The organism is Kitasatospora sp. MAA4 (genome assembly GCF_029893355.1).
GTDB lineage: Bacteria > Actinomycetota > Actinomycetes > Streptomycetales > Streptomycetaceae > Kitasatospora.
On record NZ_JARZAI010000014.1, the window covers coordinates 208168 to 221995 of the forward strand.

The following is a 13828-nucleotide window of genomic DNA, read 5'->3' on the forward strand; positions in this document are numbered from 1 at the left end:
TGTGGCGGCCGATTGTCCAGCACCTTCACTCGGCTGTGGCCACAATGAAAAGACAACCGAACAATCGGTTGGGAGGCAACCCCCTCCCGCTGCCAGCGGCCCTGCCCCTCCCCACCCCCCTGGAGGTGCCCGAGATGACCGTCCTCGACCACAGGCCCACCGCGTCTGTGCCTGGCTGGCTACCCGGAGCAACCGGCCCCCGGACCGACCCCGCGCCCCTCCTCCCGGACCCTTCCCCGGTCCGCCTGCTCGGCACCCCCGAACTGGAGAAGGCCGACCCCGCGCTGCTGCTCGACCTGTACCGGCGCCTGGTCGTCGGCCGCCGCTACAACCAGCAGGCCACCACCCTCACCAAGCAGGGCCGGCTCGCCGTCTACCCGGCCTCCACCGGCCAGGAGGCCTGCCAGGTGGCTGTCGGCTCGGTCCTGCAGCCGCCGGACTGGCTCTTCCCCAGCTACCGCGACACGCTCGCCGTGGTCTCCCGCGGGGTGGACCCGCTGGAGGCGCTCACTCTGCTGCGCGGCAACGCGCACACCGGCTACGACCCGGTGGCGACCCGCACCGCGCCGCTCTGCACCCCGCTGGCCACCCAGGCCCCGCACGCCGTCGGGCTGGCGCACGCCGCCCGGCTGCGCGGCGAACCGGTGGTCGCGCTGGCGATGCTGGGTGACGGCGGCACCAGTGAGGGCGACTTCCACGAGGCGCTGAACTTCGCCGCCGTGCTGAACGCCCCGGTGGTCTTCCTGGTGCAGAACAACGGCTACGCGATCTCCGTCCCGCTCACCCAGCAGTCCGCCGCGCCCAGCCTGGCGCACAAGGCGGTCGGCTACGGCATGCGCGGCCGACTGGTGGACGGCAACGACGCCCCGGCCGTGCACGCGGTGCTCTCCGAGGCCGTCGAGCGGGCCCGGCACGGTGGCGGCCCGACCCTGGTGGAGGCGCTGACCTACCGCCTGGAGGCGCACACCAACGCCGACGACGCGACCCGCTACCGCGAGGACGGCGAGGTCTCGGCCTGGCGCGAGCACGACCCGATCCTGCTGCTGGAGCGCCAGCTGCGCTCCTCCGGGCTGCTGGACGACGCCGTCGCCGCGGCCGCCGTCGAGCAGGGCGAGGAGCTGGCCGCGCGGATGCGCGCCGAGTTCCACGCCGAGCCGGAGCTGGACCCGAGCTCGCTCTTCCGGCACGTCTACGCCGAGCCGACCCAGCAGCTCCAGGAGCAGGCCGCGCAGCTGGCCGCCGAGCTGGCCGCGGAGGCGGGTCGATGAACAACACGCTCACTCCCGCCGCCACCCGGACCAGCACGATGGCCCAGGCGCTCAACGCGGCCCTGCGCGACTCGCTGCGCGAGGACCCGGCGGTGCACCTGCTCGGCGAGGACGTCGGCGCGCTCGGCGGGGTCTTCCGGATCACCGACGGGCTGACCGCCGAGTTCGGCGCGGACCGCTGCCTGGACACCCCGCTGGCCGAGGCCGGCATCCTGGGCACCGCGATCGGCATGGCGATGTACGGGCTGCGCCCGGTGGTCGAGATGCAGTTCGACGCCTTCGCCTACCCGGCGATGGAGCAACTGGTCTCGCACGTCGCCAAGATGCGCAACCGGACGGCCGGCCGGATGCCGCTGCCGATCACCATCCGGATCCCCTACGGCGGCGGGATCGGCGGGGTCGAGCACCACAGCGACTCCTCCGAGGCGTACTACGCGGGCACCCCCGGACTGCACGTGGTCACCCCCGCCACCGTGCAGGACGCCTACGGGCTGCTGCGTGAGTCGATCGCCTCCGACGACCCGGTGGTCTTCCTGGAGCCCAAGCGGCTCTACTGGTCGAAGGGCGAGCTGGACACCGCGGCCGGCGGGGAGCCGATCGGCAAGGCCGTGCTGCGCCGCACCGGACGTTCGGCGGTGCTGATCACCTACGGCCCCTCGCTGCCGGTCTGCCTGGAGGCGGCCGAGGCGGCCGCCGCCGAGGGCTGGGACCTCGCGGTGCTGGACCTGCGCACGCTGGTGCCGTTCGACGACCGGACGGTCTGCGAGGTGGTCCGCTCGCTCGGTCGGGCGGTCGTCGTGCACGAGTCGACCGGCTTCGGCGGGGTCGGCGCCGAGATCGCTGCTCGCGTTACGGAGCGGTGCTTCCATCACCTGGCCGCGCCCGTGCTGCGGGTGACCGGCTTCGATATTCCCTACCCGCCGCCGATGCTGGAGCACCACCATCTGCCCGGGGTGGACCGGATTCTGGACGCGGTCGCGCGACTCCAGTGGGAGGGGTGACATGGTGCCGATCGTGCGCGAGTTCACGCTGCCCGACCTGGGCGAAGGGCTGACCGGGGCGGAAGTGGTGCGCTGGCTGGTGGAGGTGGGCGAGGTGATCGCCGTCGACCAGCCGGTGGTGGAGGTGGAGACCGCCAAGGCCGTGGTGGAGGTGCCCTGCCCGTACGGCGGGGTGGTCACCGCGCGGTACGGCGAGCCCGGCGAGGAGCGGGCGGTCGGGCAGCCGCTGGTGACGGTGGCGGTGGGTTCGTCGGCGGCCGGCGGGGAGCAGGACCAGCCGCTGGACGACGGCGCCTCCGGCAACGTGCTGGTGGGGTACGGGGTTTCGGCGGGCGGCAAGGGTTCGCGGCGCCGCCGGGTCGGGGTTCCGGTGGCTGTCGCCACTCCTGAGGTAGCTGCTCCCGAGGTGGTCGCCCCGGCCGTGGTCGCGGTGATCTCCCCACTGGTGCGGCGGCTGGCCCGGGAGCACGGCATCGACCTGGCCGGCCTCACCGGCAGCGGTCCCGAGGGCCTGATCCTGCGGGCCGACGTCGAGCGCGCGGTCGCGGCTCCGGCTGCGCCCGCTCTCCAGACCGGGGCGGTAGTTGCCGAGGAGGCCTCGATCCCGCTGCGCGGGCTGCGCCGCACGGTGGCCGAGAAGCTCACCCGCAGCCACCACGAGATCCCCGCCGCCACCTGCTGGGTGGACGCCGACGCGACCGAACTGCTGGACCTGCGACGCCAGATGAACCAGGGCAACGGCCCGAAGGTGAGCCTGCTCGCGCTGCTCGCCCGGATCTGCACGGCGGCGCTGGCCCGCCACCCGGAGCTCAACGCCAGCGTCGAACTCGACGCCGCGGGAGCACCGGTGGCGCTTCGCCGGCACTCCGCCGTCCACCTGGGCTTCGCGGCCCAGAGCGACCGCGGCCTGGTGGTCCCGGTGGTGCGCTCGGCGCACCTGCTGTCGACCGAGCAACTGGGCGCCGAGCTCTCCAGGTTGACCGAGGCGGCGCGGGCCGGCTCGCTCAGGCCGGCCGAACTCACCGGTGGCACCTTCACGTTGAACAACTACGGCGTGTTCGGGGTGGACGGATCCACGCCGATCCTCAACCACCCGGAGGCGGCGATGCTCGGGGTCGGCCGGATCGTCGCCAAACCCTGGGTCCACCAGGGCCAGTTGGCGGTTCGCCAGGTGACCCAGCTGTCCTTCACCTTCGACCACCGGGTCTGCGACGGCGGTACGGCCGGCGGGTTCCTGCGGTTCGTCGCGGACTGCGTGGAGCAGCCGGGGATGCTGCTGCGCCAACTCTGAGGGCTGAACCCCGTCCGCGCGCGAATCGGCCGAGCCTAGCGTGCGGGCGGGGAGGGTGTCCGGCGTTCGCTCAACTTGTCGGATGAGCTTTTTGGTCGTGCCACGCTACCCGAGGCGTTGCAGGGACGACCGGAGGCGAAACGATTCTCTTGAGTACGCGTCAGGCTGAGGTGAAGTCGCTTCCCGCGCTGCTGGTTCGTTCCGGGCACGGGTCGGTCGCGGCATCCGCGGTACCGGGCATGCCGGTCCCCGCGGCGCCCGCAGGGGAGCCGCCGGGGCCGACCCAGGTCGCCGGTGTCCCGGTCCCGCCGCGCCCCACCGCGCCGCCGACCATCCCCGCGCCGCCGGTGCCGCAGGTGCCCGAGCCGGTACCCGCGCCCGTTCCGGCGTCCTTCCTTCCGGTGCCGGTCGCGGCAGATCACCCCGCAGCAGAGCGGCCCGCCATCGAGCCGCTCTTCAGCTGGGCCCCCGGGCTCAACTGGGCCGGGCCGGGCGACCAGTGGACCCAGGCCTGGGAGGGCCAGGAGCCCAGTGCGGCCCCCGCTCCCGGGCAGGCCGCCGCCGAGCCGCCCACCGCCCGCGACGTCGAGCTGATCCGCGCCAGCCTGGCCGCCGTCGAGCCGGTCGCCGACCGTGCCACCGCGCACTTCTACGCGCTGATCTTCGCCCGCCACCCCGAGGTCCGGGCACTCTTCCCGGCGGCCATGGACGTCCAGCGCGACCGGCTCTTCCGCGCCCTGCTGATGGCCGCGCGCAGCGCCGACGACCCCGCCGGACTGACCGAGTACCTGAGCCGACTGGGCCGGGGCCACCGCAAGTACGGGACGCTGGCGGGCCATTACGGCGTGGTCGGCGAGTGCCTGGTCGCCGCGCTGGAGAAGTACTGCGGCGGCCGCTGGGACGCCGAGATCGAGCGGGCCTGGCGCCGCGCGTACGGCCTGATCTCCACAATCATGATCGATGCGGCCGAGGGCGCCGCCCGGCACTCGCCGCCGTGGTGGCAGGCCGAGGTGGTCTCGCACCAGCAGCGCGGCCGGGACATCGCGGTGATCACGGTCCGCCCCGACCAGCCGTACCCGTACCGGGCCGGCCAGCACGCCACCCTGGAGACGCCCTGGTGGCCGCGGGTCTGGCGGCACTTCTCGTTCGCCACCGCGCCGCGCCCGGACGGTCTGCTGACCTTCCACGTCAAGGCGGTGCCGGCCGGCTGGGTCAGCAACGCGCTGGTGCGCCGGGCCGCCCCCGGGGACGTGCTGCGGCTCGGCCCGGCGGGCGGCTCGATGGTGGCCGACCACGCGGACCCGGCGCACCTGCTCTGCCTGGGCGGCGGCACCGGCATCGCGCCGATCGGCGCGATGGTCGAGGAGGTCGCCGAGCACGGCCCGGCCGGCCGCCGGATGGAGGTCTTCTACGGTGCGCGGCAGGCGGGCGAGTTGTACGAGCTGGAGTCGCTGCTGCGCCTGGCGCACCGCCACCCGTGGCTCTCGGTGCGGCCGGTGGTCTCCGAGGAGCGGGTGCGGCCGGGCGCGGCGCTGTCCGGACTGCTGACCGACGTGGTGGCCCAACTCGGGCCCTGGGACGGCCACCACGCGTTCCTGAGCGGCCCGGCGGCGATGGTGCGCCGCGGGGCGGGCATGCTGACCAGGTCCGGGGTGCGGCCCGAGCACATCCGGCACGACCTGGTCGGCGACCTGGCGTAGGCCTGTCCGGCGGTGGTCAGCCCAGGTCGGCGGCGAGCATCGCGCGCACCCCTTCGATGTTGGCGGCCAGGAAGGCCCGCAGTGAGGGCGGCACCAGGTTGACCGCGGTGACCCCCTCGCGGGTGAACGGCAGCCGGACGATCTCGTACTCGCCCTGCGGGTCGTCCACCTCGGGGCCGTGCCGCCGCGACGGGTCCATCCCGGCCAGTCGGCAGACGAAGAAGTGCTGCACCTTGACCCCGTGCGGGTGCAGCAGGCTGCCGTCCTCGTGGTGCGAGTGGGCGACGGTGTCGACGAAGGCGGGGACGACGTCGACCACCTTGCCGCCGAGTTCCTCGTCCACCTCGCGGTGCAGCGCGTCGGTGACGGTGCGGTCCTCGGGCTCGACACCACCGCCGGGCGTGATCCAGTACGGGTTGCTGCCGGGCCGGGTCCGTTTGATCACCACCAGCGAGGCGGTGCCGTGCGGGTCGTCCTCGGGAAGGTCGAGCAGGATCGCCCGGGCGGTGCGCTTGACGACCGGGCGGGGATGCGGAGTGCGGGACGGGCGGGCTTCGGAAAGGCCCATGGTCACCTCAGGTCACCTCCGGGAGGTCCGGGTGCCGCGGTGGCGGCCGGACCGGCACGTTGTGCGGGAGTTTGCCGCAGCCGCGCACTGCTGAAACTCGCACAGGTGGACGAAAGGGAGGGATGGGTTCCGGTTGGTACTCCCCGGCGGCCCGGGAATGCGGAAGGGGCGGGCAGCGGACCAGGTCCGCTGCCCGCCCCTTCCGGTCGGATCAGCTGTAGTAGCCGAACAGGTCGACGATCACGTGGGTGTTGCCCGCGGACACGTTGGTGAGGTTGACGATGCCGTCAGGACCCACCGGGACGGTGACCAGGTTGGGGATGGTCTCGCCCGCCGTCCAGTTCAGGTTGGACGAGTTCGGCCGGCTGCCGCCGGTCGGCCACGCCGTCAGGAAGCCCTCGGACGTCGGCTCGGTGACCGTGACGTTGAGGACCACCGCCTTCGCCTTGCCCACCGCGGTCGTGGTGTCCAGGTGCAGCTGGCGGGTCTCGCCGGACCCCAGCGCGGCCGCGTTCGTGCCCAGGCCGCTGCGGGTGTCCATCAGGCGGCGCGGGAACGAGGTGTGGAAGGCCGAGCCCGCCGGAGCCGCCGCCGAGAAGTACCCGAAGACGTCCGCGACCACGTGCGTGGTGCCGAGGCTGCTGTTGTAGATCGTCACCTTGCCGTCCGGGCCGACCGGCACGATCACCTGGTTGGGGATCGTCTCACCGGCCTTCCAGTTCAGGTTGGAGGTGCCGATAGGGGTGGTGCCGGAGGGGACGACCGTGAGGAAGCCCTCGCTGGTCGGCGCCGTCACCGTGACGTTCAGGACCACGGCGGTGACGCCGGTGGCCGGGATGCCCGCCCGGCCGGCCACCTGGAGGGAGACCGCGGAGTCGGACGGGATCGGCGTGCTGGTCGGCGTGCCGATGGCACCGCGGGTGTCCAGCAGGCGGTTCGGGCCGGCGCTGGTGAAGCTCGGGCCGGTGGGGTTGCTGCTGGTGTAGTAGCCGAAGACGTCCGCGACCAGGTGGGTCGGGCCCCAGCCGCTGTTCAGCAGGACGACCTTGCCGTCGGCGCCGACCGGGACCGTCACCAGGTTCGGGATGACCTCGCCGGCCGTCCAGTTCAGGTTCGAGGTGCTCGGCACGATGCCGCCGGACGGGTAGACCGTCAGGTGCCCGTCGGTGGCGCTGTCGGTGGTGGTCACGTTCAGGACGACCGCGGTGACGCCGGCGGACGGGATGCCCGCGCGGCCGGTGATCTGCAGCGGGACCGAGCTGAACGCGGGGACCTTGGTGGTACCCGGCGTGCCGACGGCGGCGCGGGTGTCGAGCAGCCGGGTCGGCGGCGTCGCGGCGAAGGTGCTGCCCGGCACGCAGAGGCTGCTCGCCAGGTTGCCGCCGTTGGGCGTGCCCAGGCCGGAGGCCATGTCGTAGCCGGGGCCGGCCTCGTAGAGCGGGGCAGGAGCGCTGGGAGAGTTCGACACCGCGCCGAAGTTGTTGTCGCCGACGGTGACGTCCCGCAGCGAGGAGCTGCCCGCGAGCTTGTAGAGCGTCGGGTTGAGCAGGCCGACCGGGCCGCTGGTGGTGCAGGCGGACGAGGCGTCGGCCTGCGCGGCGATGGCCGCCCACACCGGTGCGGCGGCGCTGGTGCCGCCCATCCGGAGCCAGTAGGTGCTGCTGGCGTCGGCGTTGACCGCGACCAGGTAGCCGGTGTACGGGTCGGCCAGGGCCGACACGTCCGGGACCTGGCGGCAGGCCTGCCCGGCGCCCGCGTGGCACGGGGTGCCGCTGTAGCCCGGGCCGGTGAACCCGGCCTGGAAGCCGGTGGCGCTGTCCAGCGCCCAGGCCTGCGAGATGCCGCCGCCGCCCGCGCCGCCGTGGAACCAGACCGACTCGGCGACGGATGCGCCCTGGCCGGTCATCGAGGTGCCGCCGACGCCGGTGACGTACGGCTGGCTCGCCGGGTCGTCGGTGGAGAGCCGGCTGTCGAATGCGCCGGGGCGCGAGCAGTCCATCGAACCCGAGTCGCCGGAGGCCGCGACCACGGTCTGGCCCTGGGCCGCTGCCTGCTCGAAGACCTGGTTCTCGGCGCTGATCTGCGCGGGGGCGCCGTTGGTCGGGTCGAGCAGCGCCGTCTCGCAGACACCCCAGCTGGTCGAGATGACCTGGGCCTTGTTGTCGTTGACGATCTGGCGCAGCACGTCCACGGTCTGCGTGCTGCTGGCCATGTTGGCGTCCGGGCCTTGGTAGACCAGGATGCTGGCCTTCGGAGCGAGGCCGATCACGGTGTCGATGTCCAGTGCGGACTCACCGCCGACGTTGCCGTCGTTGGTCGGCGCCGCGGTCGGGCCGCCGTCGACCTTGACCCGCGAGATCGGGGTGTTCGTCCCGTAGCAGTTCTGGAACGACGAGACACCGGAGTCGCTGTAGTCCTCCAGCTCGTAGAGCGCCACGGTGACGCCCGCGCCGCCGTTCGGCACCGTCTGGCCGGTCATGTTGTAGGCCTGGGCGAGCGCGTCGTAGCTGTAGTAGTCGCGGTTGTTGGCCCGCTGGAAGTTGCTGGCCTCGTAGTTCACCAGGCTCGTGCAGATCTGCGGCGTCGTCCCGGTGGCGTGCGAGCCGAGGGTCGCGCTCGCCTTGGCGTTCGGCACGGCGGCGGCGTCGTGCGCGGTCGCCAGGTGGTTGTGCGTGCGGGCCAGGTTGTCGAGGCCGACCACGGCGGTGACCGCGGTGGCGGCCTTGGCCGACAGGGTGGGCGCGGCGGTGTTGGCGTAGGCGGTGCTGCCGTCGGCCAGCTTGTAGCCCGCGAAGCCGGTGCCGAAGGACTTCTTGGCCTGGGCGACGGTGGTGTCCACCGGGATGGTCAGGCCGTCGCTGCCCAGCGCGCCGGGGTGCAGCCCGGCCGCGGTCAGCGCCTGGGTGACGCTGTCGACGGTCGCCTTGTCGGCGCCGAAGACCTGGGCGAACTGACCGGTCTTCAGGTACTGGTGGTACCGCGAGGAGGTCGGCGTGGAGACGTCGTGCAGGAAGCTCTTCAGCGCGGCCGGGTCACGCGGCGACAGCGTGACGCTCAGCTGGAGCGCGGTGTCGTCGGCCGGCGCCGCGACCGGGGTCGCGCCGGCGGGCGCGGCGGGCGCGGAGCCCACTCGGACCGGAGCCGGCGTCGGCGAGTCTGCGAGTGCGGTGCCCGGCGTCAGCAGCGCGGCGACCACGGCGACGCAGGCGCCGCCGGTGAGAAGGCGCTTTGTAGCGTTATGGGGTATTCGAGGACCGCTCAGCGGATCCAGAGGAGTGGCCATCCATGCTCTCCAGGTGCGTGCACAAAATAGCGGAGCTGCTGCGTGCGCTGCCCCGTGGCGGTGGATTCGCCCTGACGTGCCATAAGTCGCTCGTTTATATCATTTTCAGACGAGGTAGCAGCGAACAATATGGCCCGGCGCCAGTAAGGCGCCGGGCCGGTCCTGCGAGCAGCGGGTGCGGGCTCAGTCCTCGTCACCCACCGCCATGTTGAGGCCCCAGGACACCAGGCTGATGATCAGCGAGCCGAGCAGGGCGGGCCAGAAGCCCGTGACGTGGAAGTCCAGGTGCAGCTTGTCGGAGGCGAACGAGGTCAGCCAGAGCATCAGGGCGTTGATGACGAAGGTGATCAGGCCCAGGGAGAGGATGAACAGCGGGAAGGAGAAGAACTTCACCACCGGCTTGATCAGCCAGTTCACCACCCCGAAGACAACCGCGACCGCGAGCACGGTGAGGGTCTGGTGCTGCCAGTCACCGTTGGAGAGGGTGATTCCGCTGACGATCCAGGCGGCGACCCAGATGGCCGCCGCGTTGATGAGGGTCTTGATTGCGAAGTGCTTCATGGCTCCGCATGGTCGCAGGCCCGGCCGGTTGGTGGAAGTCCCGGCGCGGGATGTTGGCCGCCAGGGTGTTGAATGCCGCTGTACCGAGACGAGGAGCAGGGGCGATGAAGGTCTTCCGGCTGGACGAGCTGGACGCGGAGCGGGCCGCCAACGAGGGTGCGTACCTGCGCTTCCTGAAGGAACGCCACATGTCGGCGGGGCTGTACGCGCTCTCGCCCGGCGACACCGACACCCAGAGCGCGCACGAACAGGACGAGATCTACCAGGTGATCAGCGGCCGGGCCTACCTGACGGTCGGCGCCGAGACCACCACCGTCGGCCGGGGCACCGTGGCGTACGTGCCGGCCGGGGTGCCGCACCGCTTCCACCACATCACCGAGGAGCTGCGGGTGCTGGTGGTCTTCTCACCGCCTGAGACCTGAGCCCTTCGACGTGAAGGGTTCGCCTAGGGTCTCGGTATGACCCAGACGCTGACCGAGGAACTCTGGACGGCCATCGAGCCGGTCTACGCGAAGATCCTCGACCACCCCTTCCTGGCCGGCCTGACCGACGGCACCCTGCCGCGCGCCGCCTTCCGGCACTTCGTCATCCAGGACTCGCACTACCTGCGCGACTACGCCCGGGCGCTGGCCGTCTGCGCCGCCAAGGCACCGGGCGAGCAGGAGGTACGGGCCTTCGCCGACGACGCGATCGGGGCGCTGGCCGCCGAACAGGGCATGCACGCCGAGTTCCTGGACGCCTTCGGGGACACCGCCGCGCAGGCCGCCGCCGAACCGGTGCTGCCCACCACCCGCGCCTACACCAGCTACCTGCTGGCCACCGTCTACGGCGGCTCCTTCGCCGAGGCGGTCGCCGCGGTGCTGCCCTGCTACTGGATCTACGCCCGGGTCGGCGAGCAGCTCCTCGCCCGCTCCTCCCCCGACCCGCTGTACGCCCGGTGGATCGCGGTCTACGGCGACGAGGCGTTCCAGTCCGTGGTGCGCCGGGTACTGGAGCTCACCGACCGCCTCGGCGAGGAGATCTCGCCGGCCGAACGCCGCCGGGTGGTCGAGCACTTCAGCACGACGTCCCGGTACGAGTGGATGTTCTGGGACGCGGCCTGGCGCGGCGAGGTCTGGCCGGTCTGAGGCGGGTACGGGTGAGGGCCCGGCGGCTTCTGCTGCCGGGCCCTCAGGTGCGTGGGTCAGTTGTTGGTGAAGTAGCCGAAGAGGTCGGCGACGAAGTCGGTGTGGCCGGCGAAGTTGTAGATGTCGACCTTGCCGTCGGTGCCGACCTGGGCGATGGCGTGGTTGGCGATGTCGGTGTTCGGGACGACGTTGAGGTTGCTGGAGCCCGGTCGCGGGGTGCCGTCGGCGTAGACGGTGAGGAAGCCGTCGTTGTCACCGCCGGTGGCCGTGACGTTGAGGGCTGCTGCGGTGGCGCCGGTGGGGATGCCGCCGAAGGCCGTGACGCTGCCGGGGCCGGGCTTGGCGGCCGGGCCGGCATCTCGGGTGTCCAGGAGGCGGGTCGGCGAGACCGGGGTGAACAGGCCCTTGCCGTCCGGGCTGTAGTAGCCGAAGACGTCGGCGATGACGTGGACGCTGCCGCTGTGGTTGTAGATCGTCACCTTGCCGTCGGGGCCGACGGGGACGATGACCTGATTGGGGGTGTTGCGGCCGGGCTGGAAGTTGAGGTTGGAGGTGCCGGTGAACGGCGTCCCGGACGGGTAGGCCGCCAGGTAACTGACGTCGGTGGCCTCGGTGGTGGTGAGGTTGAGGACGACCGCGGTCGCGTTCGAGGGCACCGAGCCCTGACCGGTGACCTGGAGGGGCAGCGTGGAGTCGGGGCCGAGCTTGCCGGCGTCGCCGTTGTTGCGGGTGTCCAGGATGCGCGCGGGGGTGGTCGGGGTGAACTTCGACGCGGCGCCCGGCATGTAGTAGCCGTAGACATCGGCGACGACGTCCACCGAACCCGTGTTGGTGGCGACCTGAAGACTGCCGCCGCTCCCGAGCGGGACGGTGACCAGGTTGGCGATGTTGGTGCCGGCCGTGTAGTTCAGGTTGGACGTGCTGGGCTGGTCCGCACCGGTCGGGAACACCGTGAGGTGGCCGGTCTGGTTCGCGTTGGTCGCGGTCAGGTTGAGCACGACCGCGCTCGCCAGGGCCGGGGCACCGGTGGCGATGTACTGCGGGGTGCCGGCCGTCAGCGAGTGGTGGTTACGGGTGTCCATGACCCGGGTGGGCGTGATCGGCACGAAGCCGGCCGGGTCGTACTCGGCGTCGACCTGGACGCTGGTGGACGCGGTCGCGCCGGTCTGGTCGGTGAGCTTCGCGGTGACGGTGTACTTGCCCGGCTTGGGGAAGGTGTGCGGACCGTCGGACTGGCCGATGGTGCCGTCGCCGTAGTCCAGCCGGGTCCCGTTGATCGCCAACGCCCACGGGACGACGGAGCCGGCGGTCGAGAACGAGTAGGTCAGCGCCGCGGGCTGCTTCGTGGCGGTCAGCACCGGGACGATCGGACCGGGCGCGTTGACCACGACCTGCCAGTTGGCGGCGGTCACCCGTCCGCCGAGGCCGTCCGTGACCGTCACCTTCGGCGTGTAGGTGCCGACCGTCTGGTAGCTGTGGGTGGTGCTCGTGGCGCTGGAGACCACCACCGGGCTGCCGTCCCCGAAGTCGTACGAGTAGGTCAGCTTGGTGGGCCAGGTGGTGTAGGCGTTCACGAAGAGGGTCGTGGCCAGCGGCGCGGGGCCCTGGGGCGCGTTGGTGGCGGTTTGGACGTCCAGGTTGGCACCGGTCAGGCCCTCGTACTCGTACGCGCCGCGGTCGCGGAAGGTGCCGCCCGGGCCGGTGTTGGCCACCGTGGGGTCGTCGACCGGAGCCTGGCCCGCCAGGTCGGTGTCCAGCAGACCGGGTGCGTTGGAGTCGGCCGAGTCGATCGCCGGGGAGCCCTCGGTCAGCTGGCTGCCGACTTCCTGGAGCGCCGGATCGGCGTCGATGTCGTGGGCGGCCTGCCCGGTGGCGGTGTTCAGTGCCTTTGCCGTCGGGTAGGCGGTGCCGGACCAGCTGTACGCCGAGCCGCCCGCGATCGGGTGGGCGATGTTGTAGTCGGTCCGGCTCTGCGCGGCGGAGTCGGCCGAGACGGCGATCTCGACCTGCGGGCTTCCCGCCGGGCAGGTTGTGCGCGGGGACACGGTGAAGATGTTGTTCTCGACGACGGCGCCGGTCGATCCGCCGGTCAGACTGATGGCTGTGCCGCAGTCGGACTGGACCGTGTTGTTGACCACGGCGGTGTTCGGTGCACCGACGGCGGTGAGGGCGCCGGTGGGGCCGGTGTAGAAGTCGTTGCCCACGACCGTGGTGCGCTGGGATCCGGCGTCGATCAGGACTGGCGAGTTGTTCGAGATGACGTTCCGGCTGATCGTGACGTCGCTGCTCTGACCCGACACCCGCACGGCGGCGGTCGGGTTGGGCAGCGCCGGGTCGACCCAGCTGGCGTTGCCGTCGATCTTGATCCGGGTGGAGTCGGTGATCGCGATCCCGTTGGCCGACTGCGAGACGGTGAAGCCGTGGATCACGATGTCGTGGGCGCTCGTCACGGCGAAGGCATGGGCCTGGTGGACCGGGTTGGGGTTGGTCGAGATGGCGGCGTGGGCCGCAGCGTCGTGGACCAGCCCACCGCCGCTGAAGGTGATGGGCTGATCCGGCGTCCCGGAGTGGGTGATGGTCACCTGGCTCTGGTACAGCCCGTCCGGCGAGACCTGGACGGTCTGCCCGGGCTGGGCCGCGTCGGCGGCGGCCTGGATCGTGCAGTACGGCTGGGCCTGGGTGCCGGTTCCGCTGTCGGAGCAGTGAGCGGCGGCGGCGTTGTCCACGTAGAGCGTGGTGGCGTCGGCCGAGGCGGCGGACGGTAGCGGCAGGCCCAGGACGGTGATGAGGCCGGCGGCGGTGAGGCCGCCGATGGCGCGATAGCGGCGCACGGTACTTTCCCCCCAAGAAAACGATCAGGACGCGATGCTATCGGTGCCGTTTCCGGAAGCACCCCCAGGTTTCTCTTGAGGACGCATCAGGGCCCGGCCGTTCCCTTGGGTTCTAACGGTCCTCGCAACACCCGTGATCGATGGGAGTTGCGGGGACCGTGGGCGTTGAGCGTGGTGGTCTCGCAGGATTGAGGGAGC

At 72.0% G+C, this 13828-nt stretch carries 10 protein-coding genes; 6 read left to right on the plus strand and 4 right to left on the minus strand.

What is annotated here, in order from left to right; all coding sequences use genetic code 11:
* The first annotated feature begins 134 nt into the window (after positions 1-134).
* The 4 genes from pdhA (at position 135) to P3T37_RS20520 (ending at position 5260) form a co-directional block, all read left to right on the plus strand.
* A complete protein-coding gene (gene pdhA / locus P3T37_RS20505) occupies positions 135-1268 on the plus strand; it encodes a pyruvate dehydrogenase (acetyl-transferring) E1 component subunit alpha (protein ID WP_280725189.1) in 1134 nt (377 codons plus the stop codon).
* The gene (locus P3T37_RS20510; protein WP_280725190.1) at positions 1265-2269 is read left to right on the plus strand and encodes an alpha-ketoacid dehydrogenase subunit beta; all 1005 of its coding nucleotides are present in this window, start codon (positions 1265-1267) and stop codon (positions 2267-2269) included. The genes pdhA and P3T37_RS20510 overlap by 4 nt, the downstream gene beginning before the upstream one ends.
* 4 nt (positions 2270-2273) lie before the next feature.
* On the plus strand, positions 2274-3560 hold the full coding sequence (locus P3T37_RS20515) for a dihydrolipoamide acetyltransferase family protein (protein ID WP_280725211.1): 1287 nt from the start codon (positions 2274-2276) through the stop codon (positions 3558-3560).
* 239 nt (positions 3561-3799) lie between these two features.
* The gene (locus P3T37_RS20520) at positions 3800-5260 is read left to right on the plus strand and encodes a globin domain-containing protein (protein WP_280725191.1); all 1461 of its coding nucleotides are present in this window, start codon (positions 3800-3802) and stop codon (positions 5258-5260) included.
* A gap of 16 nt (positions 5261-5276) precedes the next feature.
* Here P3T37_RS20520 and P3T37_RS20525 read toward each other — a convergent pair whose 3' ends face one another.
* The 3 genes from P3T37_RS20525 to P3T37_RS20535 form a co-directional block, all read right to left on the minus strand.
* Positions 5277-5828: an NUDIX hydrolase gene (locus P3T37_RS20525; RefSeq protein ID WP_280725192.1), complete on the minus strand. Its 552-nt coding sequence runs from the start codon at positions 5826-5828 to the stop codon at positions 5277-5279.
* Between the two features lie 211 nt (positions 5829-6039).
* The gene (locus P3T37_RS20530; RefSeq protein WP_280725193.1) at positions 6040-9111 is read right to left on the minus strand and encodes a S53 family peptidase; all 3072 of its coding nucleotides are present in this window, start codon (positions 9109-9111) and stop codon (positions 6040-6042) included.
* A gap of 183 nt (positions 9112-9294) precedes the next feature.
* Positions 9295-9672, minus strand: a complete 378-nt coding sequence (locus P3T37_RS20535; protein WP_280725194.1) for a phage holin family protein — start codon at positions 9670-9672, stop codon at positions 9295-9297.
* 104 nt (positions 9673-9776) lie between these two features.
* Between P3T37_RS20535 and P3T37_RS20540 the strand changes: the two genes are divergently transcribed.
* Both P3T37_RS20540 and tenA read left to right on the plus strand, forming a co-directional pair.
* A complete protein-coding gene (locus P3T37_RS20540; RefSeq protein ID WP_280725195.1) occupies positions 9777-10094 on the plus strand; it encodes a cupin domain-containing protein in 318 nt (105 codons plus the stop codon).
* A gap of 36 nt (positions 10095-10130) precedes the next feature.
* The gene (gene tenA / locus P3T37_RS20545; RefSeq protein ID WP_280725196.1) at positions 10131-10799 is read left to right on the plus strand and encodes a thiaminase II; all 669 of its coding nucleotides are present in this window, start codon (positions 10131-10133) and stop codon (positions 10797-10799) included.
* Positions 10800-10855: 56 nt separating this feature from the next.
* On the opposite strand, the gene P3T37_RS20550 is transcribed toward tenA, so the two are convergent.
* A complete protein-coding gene (locus P3T37_RS20550; protein ID WP_280725197.1) occupies positions 10856-13630 on the minus strand; it encodes a right-handed parallel beta-helix repeat-containing protein in 2775 nt (924 codons plus the stop codon).
* Positions 13631-13828: the final 198 nt, after the last annotated feature.